Below are 12,525 nucleotides of genomic sequence, written 5' to 3' on the forward strand. Positions count from 1 at the left end.
CGATGCTGCGGCCACTTGCGCCTTGCCGCGCCGGTGCCGCATATTATTAATGGAGCGATTGCTCCACAATGCACACACAGTTAGGCAGCCGAACAGGGTCCGTCAAGAATTTATAGAACGATGGTTCCAGAAAATGACGTGACAGCGGAGAAGCGCCCGCGCGGGCGTCCGCGCTGCTTCGACCGTGAGGCGGCGCTGGATGCGGCCATGGTCCTGTTCTGGGACCGGGGCTACGAGGCGACCTCGATGGACGACCTCGCCGAGGCGATGCGTCTCAGTCCCTCCAGCCTTTACGCCTGTTTCGGCAACAAGGAGAAGCTCTACGAGGCCGCGCTGGACCGCTACCTGGAGGGGCCCGGCAGCTATACCGCGCGCATCCTCGCCGAGGATATCCCGGTGCGCACGGCCTTCGAGCGGCTTTTCGAGGCTGCAGCGCATGAATTGACCCGCGAAGGTCAGCCGGCCGGCTGCATGGTCGCGACGGCGGCGACGCACTGCTCTCCCGCTGCGACCTCCGTTCGCACGGCCCTCGCCGAGATGCGGGCCAGTCACGTCGATCAGTTTGAGGCGCGGATCCGCAAGGGCATCGCGGCCGGCGAACTGCCGGCCGACACTGATGCGGCGGCGCTCGCCCGTTTCCTTGAAACGGTGCTGCAGGGCCTGACGGTTCAGGCCCGCGACGGGGTCTCGCGTGCAGAGCTGCAGATGGTCGGACGCCTGGCGATGCGCAGCTGGCCGGCCTGAGCGGGCCTTTTTGCCGCGCGGACGGTCCCGTTCCAGGCTATTCGGACGGCCCACAGATCAACCACGCCGGTTGTCCAGTTATCGAGCACCGGTCATTCCTTGCGCGCGTGGATCGTAGATCGGCCATGTGTGACGCATCTCCGGCGATCTTGCTGCGAAAACACAATTTCTATCCTTCGATGTCGATCTCGCCACTCATATGGGCTCTTCTGAGCAAGGCAATATTCGTCCCGTGATCGTGGCGCGGGAGGTGCTTCATTGGGAGATACATTATGAGTATAGCCGTCAATCTCAGCCTGCGCAGCCCCGGAGGCGATGCTGTCCTCACGGGCAACTGGTCCAGCGCGACTCGGGCTGCGGCCCAGCCGGGTGCCGGTTCCGTGCGCGGTGGGCAGGCCATGGGCCGACCGGCGCAGTTTTCCATCAACGGGGATTTCACGCCCCGGTCCGGCGCGCAGGCCCGGATATCGGTTGCCGGCGACTTCAGGCCCAGCTCCGGCGGTCTGTTCGGATGGTTCAAGGGCCTGGCCAAGGGCGTTCTCGGCCTCGCCGGCAACATCCTCGGCAAGCTGCCGCTCGTCGGCATTCCCTTCGGTGTCCTCAACGGCCTGGCCATGGGCAGCCTGGAGCAGGCGGTGCGGTCGATCCCGATCATCGGCAATGTCTATGACGCGGCGAAGGGGCTTTTCTCCGGCCAGTTCGGGACGGCGCTGAGATCCCTGTCGGGCCTGGTGCCCTTCGTCGGTCCCGCTCTTCAACTCGTCGACGGTCTGCGCCACGGCAGTATCACGGACCTGATCGACGGTGCCGCCGGCCTCGCCCTCGATTTCGCTACCATGGGCCAGGGCCATTTTCTCAAGGGCCGGGCGACGGCGACCTTCGCCCGCGTCTGATCGCGGGCACCGGCAGAGCGGGGTGGGGCAGCGTGATGCCGACCCCCCGCTTCACGTCGCCATCGCTTCGGCGAGAACGGTGTAGATGCGCGGGTCCGTGGACTGGGCAACGTTGAAGCGCAGGAAGGCCGCCGCGCTGCGCGAGGCGCTGAAGGCATCGCCGGGCGCCAGCACCACGCCCCGGTCGAGCGCATGACGCGCGACTGCGGCGGCATCGCGCCCCTCGGGCAGGCGGCACCACAGGAACATGCCGGCGCGCGGCTCCACCCACGGCGCGATGCCGAGCGCGCCGAGCCGCGCCAGCGTGCGCTGGCGTGCGCGGGTAAGGCGCGTCCGCACGCTCTCCATATGTCGGCGGTAGCCCCCGTCGGCGAGAATGGCGAAGGCGATGTGGCTGGCAAGATGCGCGCCGCCGAAGCTCGTGGCCGTCTTCAGATCGCTCAGCGGCTCTATCCAGTCCGGCCGCATCGCGATGAAGCCGCATCGCGCCGAGGCCGAGAGCGTCTTGGCGAAGCTGCCGACCTCGATGACGCGTTCGAGCCCGTCGAGCGCGGCGAGCCGCGGGGCCGGCTCCTCCTCGAAATCCGCGAAGATGTCGTCCTCGACGATGGTGAGGTCGTGCGCCTCGGCGAGGCGCAGCAGGCGATGCGCGACGGCCGGCGAGGCGACGGCGCCCGTCGGGTTGTGCAGGCCGGCATTGGTGACGTAGAGCCGGGGCCGCTCGGCCGCGAGGATGGCGGCGAAGCGTTCCACGTCCGGCCCTGCCGGTGTCATGGGCACGCCGACGACCTTCGCCCTGTGGGCACGCAGGAGTGCGAGGAAGTTGAAGTAGCAGGGATCGTCGACCAGCACCGTATCGCCGGGGCTGAGGAGGAAGCGGCAGAGAAGATCGAGCGCGTGGGTGCCCGATTCGGTCAGGATGATCTGGTCGGGTGAAGCGGCGATGCCGCGCTCCGCCATGCGCCGGGCGATGAGCTGGCGGAGCGCGGGCAGGCCGAGCGGCGTGCCATAGTCGGCGAGGGCCGCATCCGCCCCCGAGCGGGCGAGCGTGCGCAGCGCGCGTCGCAGCGCCTCCTGCGGCATCCAGTCGGACGGGAGCCAGCCGCAGCCGGGCTTCAGCACGCCCTGGTCCGTCTCGAGGGCCTGCCGCGACACCCAGAGCGGATCGATGGCGCGCTCCAGCCGGGGAGCGAGTGCGCTCAGGGTCAGCGGTGCCGACGGACCGCAAACGTAGAAACCGGAGCCGCGGCGCGCCCGGATGGCACCGGCGGCGACGAGACGCTCGTAGGCTTCGACCACCGTCGACGGTGACACCTGCATCGCGGCGGCGAGCTTGCGGATGGAGGGCAGTCGCGCGCCGGGCGCCAGCGAGCGCTCCGCGATGCGGGCGCGGATGGCGGCTGCGACCTGCGCAACGCGGCTGCCGGCCTCCCGGGGCAATGGGGCGTTCATTGCAACTGTATTGCTCCATGAACCAGAACAGTAATCGCAGATTGTACTGAGCTGTCTCTGGCGCCGCCAGCACCACCGCGCGATACCACGGCATCGGGAGCGGATGCGATGGACAGGTCGGTGAGCGGCTGGATCAACGGTTTCCTCGGCGTGCTGATCTTCAGCGGGTCGCTGCCGGCGACGCGCGTGGCTGTGGCGGGATTCGACCCCGTCTTCCTCACGCTGGCGCGGGCGGTGATCGCCGGCCTGTGCGGCGGCGCGCTCCTCGTCCTCTTCCGGCAGAGGATGCCGCGGCGCGAGGACCTGCGCCCGCTCGTCGTCGTGGCCCTCGGCGTGGTCGTCGGCTTTCCGCTCCTGACGGCGCTGGCGCTCCGCCACGTCACGGCCGCCCATTCCATCGTCTTCGTCGGGCTCCTGCCGCTCATGACGGCGATCTTCGCCACGCTGCGCGGCGGCGAGCGGCCGCGCCCCGTCTTCTGGCTGTTCTCCTGCCTCGGCAGCGCGCTCGTCGCCGGCTTTGCCGCCTCCCGCGGCTTCTCCGCCTCGCTGACCGGCGACCTCCTGATGCTCGGCGCCATCGTCGCCTGCGGCCTCGGCTATGCGGAGGGGGCGGTGCTGTCGCGCCGCCTCGGTGGCTGGCAGGTCATCTCCTGGGCGCTCGTACTTGCCCTGCCGGTGATGGTGCTGCTCGCCTTCCTCACCATGCCCGCCTCCTTCGCCGGCACCTCGCAGGAGGCCTGGCTGGGTCTTGCCTATGTGTCGTTGTTCAGCATGCTCATCGGCTTCGTCTTCTGGTATCGCGGCCTTGCCCAGGGCGGCATCGCGGCCGTCGGCCAGCTGCAGCTGCTGCAGCCCTTCTTCGGCCTCACCATCGCCGCGGCGCTGCTCGGCGAGAGTGTCGATACGGCGATGATGGCCGTCACCGCCGGCGTCGTCCTGTGCGTCGCCGGGGCGAAGCGCTTCGCGTGACGGAGGGAATCGGCCGGATTCGGCGCCAACCGGCTGCCCCGGCGGGTCTGCGGCGGTCCATTCCCAATCATGCGCATCCTTTCGGCGCAAAAGCCGGTTGATTTTGAAGCGCGAGGCGGTGCACAGTCCAAGCACAAGGCTCAAAATAAAAAAGCCCAGAGGACAGAACGGCATCGTGACCGCCGATATCATTCTATCGACGAGGGATCTGACGATTGAATTCAAGGGGTTCGTAGCGGTCGACGGGGTCAGTCTGGACATCCGCCGGGGCACGATCCATGCGCTCATCGGTCCCAATGGGGCCGGCAAGACGACCTGTTTCAATCTTCTGACCAAATTCCTCACTCCGACGAAGGGGACGATTACCTTCAAGGGGAACGACATCACCGCGCTCAGGCCGGCGACCGTCGCCCGGCTTGGCCTGGTGCGCTCCTTCCAGATCTCCGCCGTCTTTCCGCATCTGACGGCGCTCGAGAACGTGCGCGTCGCCCTGCAGCGCAAGCGCGGCGGTTCGTTCGACTTCTGGCGTTCAGAGCGCGTTCTGCGCGCGCTGAACGACGAGGCGCTCAATTTGCTCGACGCGGTTGGGCTCACCGATTTCGCGGCGCTGCCGGCGGTCGAATTGTCCTACGGCCGCAAGCGCGCTCTGGAGATCGCGACGACGCTGGCGCTCGATCCCGAGATGCTCCTGCTCGACGAGCCGATGGCGGGCATGGGGCACGAGGACGTCGAGCGCATCGCCGCGCTGATCCGGCGCGTCTCGGCCAACCGCACGATCCTGATGGTGGAGCACAACCTGTCGGTCGTCGCCTCGCTGTCGGACCACATCACGGTGCTGGCCCGCGGCAAGGTGCTGGCGGAGGGCAACTACGCCACCGTCTCCAGCAATCCCGCCGTGATCGAGGCCTATATAGGAGCCGGTCATGCCTGAGGCGGCACGCGACATCGCGACGAAGGCGGCGACGGCGCCGCTCCTTTCCGTGCGTGGCCTCAACGCCTGGTATGGTGAGGGCCACGTGCTGCACGGCATCGATTTCGACGTGGCGCCGGGCGAGGTGGTGACGCTGCTCGGACGCAACGGCGCCGGCAAGACGACCACGCTGAAGTCGATCATCGGCATCATGAGGAAACGCACCGGCTCCGTCGTCTTCGACGGGGTTGAGACCGTGCGCATGCCGTCGCGCACCATCGCGCGGCTCGGCATCGGCTATTGCCCGGAGGAACGCGGCATCTTCTCCTCGCTGTCGGTGGAGGAAAACCTGCTCCTGCCGCCGCAGGTGCGGCCCGGCGGCCTCTCCGTGGAGCAGATCTTCGAATTGTTCCCCAATCTGAGGGAGCGGCTCGCGAGCCAGGGCACCAAGCTCTCGGGAGGGGAGCAGCAGATGCTCGCCATCGGCCGCATCCTGCGCACGGGGGCGCGGCTCCTTTTGCTCGACGAGCCGACGGAGGGGCTTGCGCCCGTCATCGTCGACGACATCGGGCGCACCATTGCGCGGCTCAAGAGCGAGGGCTTCACCATCGTCCTCGTGGAGCAGAACTTCCGGTTCGCCTCCCGTGTGGCGGACCGGCACTACGTCGTCGAGCAGGGGCGGGTGGTCGATATGATCCCCAACGCGGAACTCGACGCCAATATCGACAAGCTGCACGCCTATCTGGGCGTCTAGCGCCTGCGGCTTGGCCGCAGTGGGGAAGAGACGAGGAGGAACAAGTCCATGAAGACCGGACGCATGTTGCTGGCCACGGCGCTCGTCGCCCTGTTCGCCGGCGGGGCTGAGGCCCAGGTTTCGGTGAAGCTCGGCGTGCTCAACGACCGCTCGGGCACCTATGCCGACCTTTCCGGAGAGGGCTCGGTGATCGCCGCGCGCATGGCGGTAGAGGATTTCAAGGCCAAGGACAAAGGCATCAACGTCGAGATCGTCTCGGCCGATCACCAGAACAAGCCCGACATCGGCTCCAATATCGCGCGCCAGTGGTACGACCAGGATGGCGTCGACGTGATCCTCGACGTGCCAACCTCGTCGGTCGCGCTTGCCATCAACCAGATCACGCGCGAGAAGAACAAGATCTTCATCAACTCCGGTGCGGCGGCGTCCGACCTTACCGGCAAGCAATGCTCGCCCAACACGGTGCACTGGACCTATGACACATGGGCGCTCGCCAACGGTACCGGTAGCGCCATGGTCAAGGCCGGCGGCGACACCTGGTTTTTCCTGACGGCGGACTATGCCTTCGGCCATGCGCTCGAGCGCGACACCATCGCCGTCGTCGAGAAGTCGGGCGGCAAGGTGCTCGGCACCGTGCGCCATCCCTTCCCGGGCAGCGACTTCTCGTCGTTCCTGCTGCAGGCCCAGTCGTCCGGCGCCAAGGTGATTGGTCTTGCCAATGCTGGCGGCGACACGATCAATTCGATCAAGCAGGCGGCAGAGTTCGGCATCACCCAGGCGGGGCAGAACCTGGCCGGGCTGCTGGTCTTCATCACCGACGTCAATGCTCTCGGCCTGCAGACGGCGCAGGGCCTGGTGCTGACCGAGTCCTTCTATTGGGACCTCAACGACGAGACGCGCGCCTTTGCCAAGCGCTTCGCCGAGAAGAGCGGAGGCAAGATGCCCACCATGGTCCAGGCTGGTGTGTATGCAGGCACGCTGCACTATCTCAAGGCCGTCGAGGCGCTGAAGGACAAGGACAGCGCCAAGGTGATGGCGAAGATGAAGGAGATGCCGACCGACGATCCGCTCTTCGGCAAGGGCCAAGTGCGGGCCGACGGCCGCAAGATCCACGACATGTATCTCTTCGAGGTGAAGAAGCCCGAGGAATCGAAGGGACCGTGGGACTATTACAAGCTCGTCGCCACCATTCCCGCGGCCGAGGCCTTCCGGCCGCTCGATCAGGGTGAATGCCCCCTGGTCAAGGGCTGACCTGAAGCGCCGGGGCGGCCGTGCCGCCCCGGCCTCCCTGCCGCGCGTGTACGGGCCGGTCGAGAGATGTTCGAACTTCTGGGAATTCCGCCTCAGGCGCTTTTCGGCCAGCTGCTGCTCGGCCTCATCAACGGCTCGTTCTATGCGATCCTGAGCCTCGGGCTCGCGATCATCTTCGGGCTCCTCAACATCATCAACTTCACCCACGGGGCCCAGTACATGATGGGCGCCTTCGTGGCGTGGATGCTGCTCAACTACGCGGGCATCGGCTACTGGTGGGCGCTTCTCCTTGCGCCGGTGATCGTCGGCGCCATGGGCATCGTCATCGATCGGCTGTTCCTGGCGCGCCTGCGCGATCTCGACCATCTCTACGGCCTGCTGCTGACCTTCGGCCTCGCTCTCATCATCCAGGGACTGTTCCGCAATCAGTACGGCGTCTCGGGTCTACCCTACAGCATACCGCCGGAACTCGCCGGAGGCCGCAACCTCGGCTTCATGTTCCTTCCCAACTATCGTGGCTGGGTGGTGGTCGCCTCGCTCGCGGTATGCCTCGCCACCTGGTTCGTCATCGAGAAGACGCGGCTCGGCGCCTATCTGCGTGCCGCGACCGAGAACCCGACGCTGGTGCAGGCCTTCGGCATCAACGTGCCGCGGCTCATCACGCTGACCTACGGCTTCGGTGTCGGTCTCGCCGCGCTCGCGGGCGTCCTTGCGGCGCCGATTTATTCGGTCAACCCCAACATGGGAGCCGACCTCATCATCGTCGTCTTCGCCGTCGTGGTCATCGGCGGCATGGGCTCGATCCTCGGCTCCATCGTCACCGGCTTCGGACTCGGCCTCATCGAGGGGCTGACCAAGGTGTTCTATCCGGAGGCTGCTGCCACCGTGATATTCGTCGTCATGGTCGTGGTGCTGCTTGTCAAGCCGGCCGGACTGTTCGGGAGGACCGCGTGATGGCGAGCGTCAGCGAAAGAATGGCAGCGGCGCCGAGCGCGCGGGCGGCGGTGGACGCCGCTCATCTGCATCGGGCCATCTTCGTCGGCATTGCGATCTTCCTCGCGGTGGCGCCGTTCCTGCTCTATCCGGTCTTCCTCATGAAGGTGCTGTGCTTCGCGCTCTTCGCCTGCGCCTTCAACCTGCTGCTCGGCTACGGCGGCCTCCTGTCGTTCGGTCATGCGGCCTATCTCGGCACGGCGAGCTACATCTGCGCCCACACGGCCAAGGTCTGGGGCATGCCGCCCGAAGTCGCCATCCTCCTCGGCACGGCGGCCGCGGCCGCGCTGGGCTTCGTCTTCGGCTCGCTCGCCATTCGCCGGCAGGGCATCTATTTCGCCATGATCACGCTGGCGCTCGCTCAGATGGTCTTCTTCTTCTCGCTGCAGGCTCCCTTTACGGGCGGTGAGGACGGCATCCAGGCCGTGCCGCGCGGGCACCTGTTCGGCCTCATCGATCTGTCGCGCGACACGAGTCTCTACTATGTCGTCGCGGTGATCTTCCTCGTTGGGGTGCTCTTCATCTACCGCGTCATCCACTCGCCCTTCGGCCAGGTGCTGAAGGCCATTCGCGACAACGAGCCGCGTGCCATCTCGCTCGGCTACGCCACCAACCGCTACAAGCTCGTCGTCTTCACGCTGTCGGCGACGCTGGCGGGCCTCGCGGGGGCGACGAAGGCCATCGTCTTCCAGCTCGCCTCGCTGACGGACGTGCACTGGACCATGTCGGGCGAGGTGGTGCTGATGACGCTCGTCGGCGGCATGGGCACGGTCTTCGGTCCCATGGTCGGGGCGGCCGTCATCGTGACGATGCAGAACTACCTTGCCCATCTCGGTGCATGGGTCACGGTCATTCAGGGCGTCATCTTCGTCATCTGCGTGATGCTGTTCCGCGAGGGCATCATCGGTGTCCTCGCCAGAAGGCTGAAGCGGCCGCTGTAGGGCGGGGTGGTCGGCACCCTGCTTCAAGGACTGCCGACTGTGCCAGGAGCGACGGCTGCCTCATAGGCGGCCTGCAACCGCATCAGCACGGATGGGCCCGTGGCCGGCAAGCCACGGTGCAGGCTGCGCAACTCGTCCATGAAGGCCTCCCACAAGGGCGGGCCGCCGTCCTCGAGCAGCTTGGCCCGGATGGCCAATTCGGGTGACGCTGGCGTGTGGCGGCAGCCCCAGGCACCCATCGTCGCAAGCAATGGCACGAGCTGGATCGCCGATTCGGTCAGCGAATAGACGGCCTTCTGCCGGTGGGCCGGATCGGCGCTCTTCGTCAGGAGCCCCGCCGCGACAAGCCGCTTCAGGCGGTCGGCGAGGATGTTCGAGGCGATTCCTTCTTCCGACAGGGCGAGCAACTCGCGGAAGTGCCGTCGATTGCCAAACATGAGATCGCGGATGACGATAAGGCTCCAGCGATCGCCGAGCAGCTCCAGCGTCAGGTTGATGGGGCAGCCGGACCGACGGGCGTTGCTCAACGCGGGACCTCACTATCTGCTTGCAAACTACAATCAGATGGAGGAGAAGGGAACCGATTGCAATGCGCAATCAGTTTCTGGCGGGCACGGTGGCTGATCGGGATGATCCGGCTTCGGCTGGGCCATCTGCCTTACGAGAACGAGGAGGCCGGCCGTGACGCTGACGCTCTTTGCTCATCCCTTTTCCTCCTATTGCCAGAAGGCGCTGGTGGCGCTCTACGAGAAGGATGTGCCCTTCGCGCTGCGCATGCTGGATGGGCCCGAGGCGATGGCGGATCTGACGGCCATCTGGCCATTGCGGCGCTTTCCCGTGCTGATTGATGACGGCCGGCCGGTAATGGAAGCCAGCATCATTATCGAGTATCTTGATCTTTATCATTCGGGCGTGCATCGACTGGTGCCGGACGACCCGCGGGTGGCGCTCGAGGCGCGGCTGATGGATCGCTTCTTCGACAACTACATCTCGACGCCCCAGCAGAAGATCGTCCTCGACGCCCTCCGGAGCGAAGCGGAGAAGTACGGCCGCGGCGTCGCCGAGGCGCGCGAGATGCTGGATCGGGCCTATCATTGGCTCGACGGCGTGATGGCCGGGCGGGTCTGGGCGGCGGGAGAGGCATTCACCCTAGCTGACTGCGGGGCGGCGCCGTTCCTGTTCTATGCTCATTGGACGCATCCCATCCCGGCGGCCTGCGCCCACGTCCACGCCTATCGCAGCCGGCTCTTGGCGCGCCCGTCCTTCGCACGCGCCGTGGACGAAGCCAGACCCTATCGGCCCCTCTTCCCCCTGCCGATCCCGCAGGAAGACTGAGGATCGGCGCCTCGCAAAGAAAACCCGGCTGGAGCGGCCTCCTGCCGGGCTTTTACTTGCGGCTTCGTTCGGCTGTTACCAGCAACCCCAGGCGTTGCAGCGATAGTAATAGCCGCGCGGAGCGGTCGCCGCCCCCAGAACGGCGCCGCCGACGAGGGCAGCGGCCGTTCCGACCGCGACCTGTGAGGCCGCCTGGTCCGCCTGACGGCGGTTGCTGTTATAGGCTGCATTGACACAGCGGTCGTAAGAGCGCGTGCCCGGCCGCAGGCCGGCTTCACGACAGGTGAACTCGGCATCGACCGCCGATTCCTGGGCCGTCTGGCAAGCGGCCAGGGTTAGCGCGAGTGCCCCCGCAACGAACAGAATACGCATAGATTTTCCCCGAAAGAAACAACTGAACCACTTAACGGAGCGGTTAACAAAAAGTCAACGACGGCACACGGGCGGTATATATTTCAGAGATCTATGGTTAATGCATGGCGCCGCCGCAGCCTTGAGGGGTGCGAGGCAGCCAGTAATCGTCATTCATTCGATTGACTTGTTCGACGGTTGACCATATGCTGTCTCCATGTCAACGACGCACGATCCGCCGCCGCGGCGCGGCGATGCCGCCCGCGAAAGGCTGCTGAACGCAGCCATCGATGTCTTCGGCCTGTTCGGCTTCGACGGCGCCAGCACGCGCAAGCTAGCCGATGCGGCCGAAGTCAACCTCCAGGCTATTCCCTACTATTTCGGCAGCAAGGAGGGGCTCTATCTTGCGACGGCCGAGCATCTGGCGGGGCTCATCCAGGCTCATGTCGCCACCCTGCGCGAGCGGCTGCGCCAAAGGCTCTCGGAGGCTGAAGGGGCAGGGGCTTCGATCGGGCGGGAGGAGGCGCAAGCCCTTCTTGCCGAGATGCTCGAGGCGATGGCGGCGCTCTTCGTCAGCCCGCACTCGGAGCGTTGGGCGCGTTTCCTGATCCGCGAGCAGATGGCGCCGACGGAAGCCTTCCAGCGCATCTACGGAGGTGTCATGGAGCCGACGCTCGACGTGGCCCGCCGGCTGGTCGGCATCCTCGTCGCGGCGGATCCCGACTCCGACGGCGTGCGTCTCAGAACCCTTGCTCTGCTCGGCGGCGTGATGGTGTTTCGCGTGGCACATGCGGCGGTGTTGCACCAGCTCGGCTGGGAGGCGATCGGTCCGGAGGAGACAGGCCGCGTGCGGCGCCTCGCCCGCACGCTCGTGGCGGATCTCAGGCCGGGAGGTGCCCCGTGAGCGGCAGCAGAGGCCGCAAGGCGGCCATCCTCCTCGCTCTTGCCCTTGCCGCGACTGCCGCCGGCTGGTGGTTCGACCTGCCGGGCCGGGTCGGCTGGCGGGAGAGCCGCGGCGAGGTGTTGACCCTCTACGGCAATGTCGACATCCGGCAGGCGCGCCTTGGCTTTCGCGTCGGCGGCCGAATCGCCGAGGTGCTGGTCGACGAGGGTGATCGGGTCGAGGCCGGGCAGCCGCTCGCCCGCCTCGATGCCGGACCGGCCGCGGATGCCGTTCGCGCCGCCGAGGCGCAGGTCGCGAGTCTCGAGGCCGTGCTGGACAAACTCATGGCGGGGCCGCGACGGGCGGAAATCGAGCAGGCACGGGCGGCTTATCTTGAACGGCAGGCCGATTTCGAGAATGCTCAGCTCGCCTACGAGCGGCAGAACCAGCTCAGGCCGAGCGGCGCCGCCTCGCAGGCCAATCTCGATCAGGCGACGGCGGCCCGTGACATGGCCCGGGCACGGGTCGAGTCGGCCCGCGCCGCCCTGCGACTCCTCGAGGACGGCACGCGGCCGGAGGATATCGCCGCCGCCCGGGCCAATCTCGATGCCGCGCGGGCGAGCCTGGCGGCGGCGCGAACCGCTCTCGCCGATACCGAGCTTCATGCGCCGTCCGCGGGCGTCATTCTCTCTCGCGTCGAGGAGCCGGGCGCCATCGTGGCAAGCGGCGACGTCGTCTACGTGCTGTCGCTCGAAGCGCCCGTCTTCGTGCGCGCCTACGTCGGCGAGCCGGACCTCGGCCGCATCCGGCCCGGCCTGCCGGTGGAGGTGACGAACGACACGGAGCCGGGGCGTGCGCACCGGGGCACAGTCGGGTTCGTCTCGCCGGTAGCCGAGTTCACACCGAAAACGGTGGAGACGCCGGCGTTGCGGACAGATCTCGTCTACCGCCTGCGCATCGTCGTCGACGCGCCGGACGGCAGTCTTCGGCAGGGCATGCCTGTCACGGTCAGGGTGCCCCGGCCGGCGGCGGAGGCGGGAGGCGGATGA

The 12,525-nt window shown here is 66.9% G+C and carries 14 protein-coding genes; 11 read left to right on the forward strand and 3 right to left on the reverse strand.

Features of this window, described 5'->3' with window-relative positions:
- Window positions 1–138: 138 nt before the first annotated feature.
- Together P2T65_RS05220 and P2T65_RS05225 are read left to right on the forward strand one after the other, a co-directional pair.
- The gene (locus P2T65_RS05220; protein ID WP_083586086.1) at window positions 139–744 is read left to right on the forward strand and encodes a TetR/AcrR family transcriptional regulator; all 606 of its coding nucleotides are present in this window, start codon (window positions 139–141) and stop codon (window positions 742–744) included.
- 272 nt (window positions 745–1,016) lie between these two features.
- On the forward strand, window positions 1,017–1,637 hold the full coding sequence (locus P2T65_RS05225) for a hypothetical protein (protein ID WP_145979833.1): 621 nt from the start codon (window positions 1,017–1,019) through the stop codon (window positions 1,635–1,637).
- A 51-nt stretch (window positions 1,638–1,688) separates the two neighbouring features.
- On the opposite strand, the gene P2T65_RS05230 is transcribed toward P2T65_RS05225, so the two are convergent.
- The gene (locus tag P2T65_RS05230; RefSeq protein WP_276199344.1) at window positions 1,689–3,089 is read right to left on the reverse strand and encodes a PLP-dependent aminotransferase family protein; all 1,401 of its coding nucleotides are present in this window, start codon (window positions 3,087–3,089) and stop codon (window positions 1,689–1,691) included.
- Between the two features lie 108 nt (window positions 3,090–3,197).
- Between P2T65_RS05230 and P2T65_RS05235 the strand changes: the two genes are divergently transcribed.
- The 6 genes from P2T65_RS05235 (at window position 3,198) to P2T65_RS05260 (ending at window position 8,907) form a co-directional block, all read left to right on the forward strand.
- Window positions 3,198–4,058: a DMT family transporter gene (locus tag P2T65_RS05235; protein ID WP_276199345.1), complete on the forward strand. Its 861-nt coding sequence runs from the start codon at window positions 3,198–3,200 to the stop codon at window positions 4,056–4,058.
- 175 nt (window positions 4,059–4,233) lie between these two features.
- Window positions 4,234–4,989 (forward strand): ABC transporter ATP-binding protein, encoded by a 756-nt coding sequence (locus P2T65_RS05240; protein ID WP_055458659.1) that lies wholly within the window; start codon window positions 4,234–4,236, stop codon window positions 4,987–4,989.
- Window positions 4,982–5,722, forward strand: a complete 741-nt coding sequence (locus P2T65_RS05245; RefSeq protein ID WP_055458658.1) for an ABC transporter ATP-binding protein — start codon at window positions 4,982–4,984, stop codon at window positions 5,720–5,722. The genes P2T65_RS05240 and P2T65_RS05245 overlap by 8 nt, the downstream gene beginning before the upstream one ends.
- A gap of 48 nt (window positions 5,723–5,770) precedes the next feature.
- Complete coding sequence (locus tag P2T65_RS05250; protein ID WP_055458657.1) at window positions 5,771–6,973, forward strand: ABC transporter substrate-binding protein; 1,203 nt, start codon at window positions 5,771–5,773, stop codon at window positions 6,971–6,973.
- 66 nt (window positions 6,974–7,039) lie between these two features.
- Complete coding sequence (locus P2T65_RS05255; protein ID WP_055458656.1) at window positions 7,040–7,927, forward strand: branched-chain amino acid ABC transporter permease; 888 nt, start codon at window positions 7,040–7,042, stop codon at window positions 7,925–7,927.
- 20 nt (window positions 7,928–7,947) lie between these two features.
- Complete coding sequence (locus P2T65_RS05260; RefSeq protein ID WP_245280508.1) at window positions 7,948–8,907, forward strand: branched-chain amino acid ABC transporter permease; 960 nt, start codon at window positions 7,948–7,950, stop codon at window positions 8,905–8,907.
- Between the two features lie 23 nt (window positions 8,908–8,930).
- Here P2T65_RS05260 and P2T65_RS05265 read toward each other — a convergent pair whose 3' ends face one another.
- On the reverse strand, window positions 8,931–9,434 hold the full coding sequence (locus tag P2T65_RS05265) for a helix-turn-helix domain-containing protein (protein WP_071924673.1): 504 nt from the start codon (window positions 9,432–9,434) through the stop codon (window positions 8,931–8,933).
- A gap of 154 nt (window positions 9,435–9,588) precedes the next feature.
- On the opposite strand from P2T65_RS05265, the gene P2T65_RS05270 reads away from it, so the two are divergent.
- Window positions 9,589–10,242 (forward strand): glutathione S-transferase family protein, encoded by a 654-nt coding sequence (locus P2T65_RS05270; RefSeq protein ID WP_276199346.1) that lies wholly within the window; start codon window positions 9,589–9,591, stop codon window positions 10,240–10,242.
- A 75-nt stretch (window positions 10,243–10,317) separates the two neighbouring features.
- Here the strand turns inward: P2T65_RS05270 and P2T65_RS05275 are convergent, their stop codons facing one another.
- Window positions 10,318–10,614: a hypothetical protein gene (locus P2T65_RS05275; protein WP_055458652.1), complete on the reverse strand. Its 297-nt coding sequence runs from the start codon at window positions 10,612–10,614 to the stop codon at window positions 10,318–10,320.
- 196 nt (window positions 10,615–10,810) lie between these two features.
- Here P2T65_RS05275 and P2T65_RS05280 point away from each other — a divergent pair, with 196 nt between their 5' ends.
- A complete protein-coding gene (locus tag P2T65_RS05280) occupies window positions 10,811–11,497 on the forward strand; it encodes a CerR family C-terminal domain-containing protein (protein ID WP_071924676.1) in 687 nt (228 codons plus the stop codon).
- The gene (gene hlyD / locus P2T65_RS05285) at window positions 11,494–12,525 is read left to right on the forward strand and encodes a secretion protein HlyD (protein WP_276199347.1); all 1,032 of its coding nucleotides are present in this window, start codon (window positions 11,494–11,496) and stop codon (window positions 12,523–12,525) included. The genes P2T65_RS05280 and hlyD overlap by 4 nt, the downstream gene beginning before the upstream one ends.

This window comes from Chelatococcus sp. XZ-Ab1 (assembly GCF_029309855.1).
Taxonomy (GTDB): Bacteria; Pseudomonadota; Alphaproteobacteria; order Rhizobiales; family Beijerinckiaceae; genus Chelatococcus_A; species Chelatococcus_A sambhunathii.

Bases quoted from the DNA above. Each gene is read 5' to 3' on its own strand.
- P2T65_RS05255 (WP_055458656.1), top strand. From the start codon at position 7,040: ATGTTCGAACTTCTGGGAATTCCGCCTCAGGCGCTTTTCGGCCAGCTG.
- P2T65_RS05235 (WP_276199345.1), top strand. From the start codon at position 3,198: ATGGACAGGTCGGTGAGCGGCTGGATCAACGGTTTCCTCGGCGTGCTG.
- P2T65_RS05225 (WP_145979833.1), top strand. From the start codon at position 1,017: ATGAGTATAGCCGTCAATCTCAGCCTGCGCAGCCCCGGAGGCGATGCT.
- P2T65_RS05280 (WP_071924676.1), top strand. From the start codon at position 10,811: ATGTCAACGACGCACGATCCGCCGCCGCGGCGCGGCGATGCCGCCCGC.
- P2T65_RS05250 (WP_055458657.1), top strand. From the start codon at position 5,771: ATGAAGACCGGACGCATGTTGCTGGCCACGGCGCTCGTCGCCCTGTTC.
- P2T65_RS05230 (WP_276199344.1), bottom strand. From the start codon at position 3,089: ATGAACGCCCCATTGCCCCGGGAGGCCGGCAGCCGCGTTGCGCAGGTC.
- P2T65_RS05245 (WP_055458658.1), top strand. From the start codon at position 4,982: ATGCCTGAGGCGGCACGCGACATCGCGACGAAGGCGGCGACGGCGCCG.
- P2T65_RS05275 (WP_055458652.1), bottom strand. From the start codon at position 10,614: ATGCGTATTCTGTTCGTTGCGGGGGCACTCGCGCTAACCCTGGCCGCT.
- P2T65_RS05260 (WP_245280508.1), top strand. From the start codon at position 7,948: ATGGCAGCGGCGCCGAGCGCGCGGGCGGCGGTGGACGCCGCTCATCTG.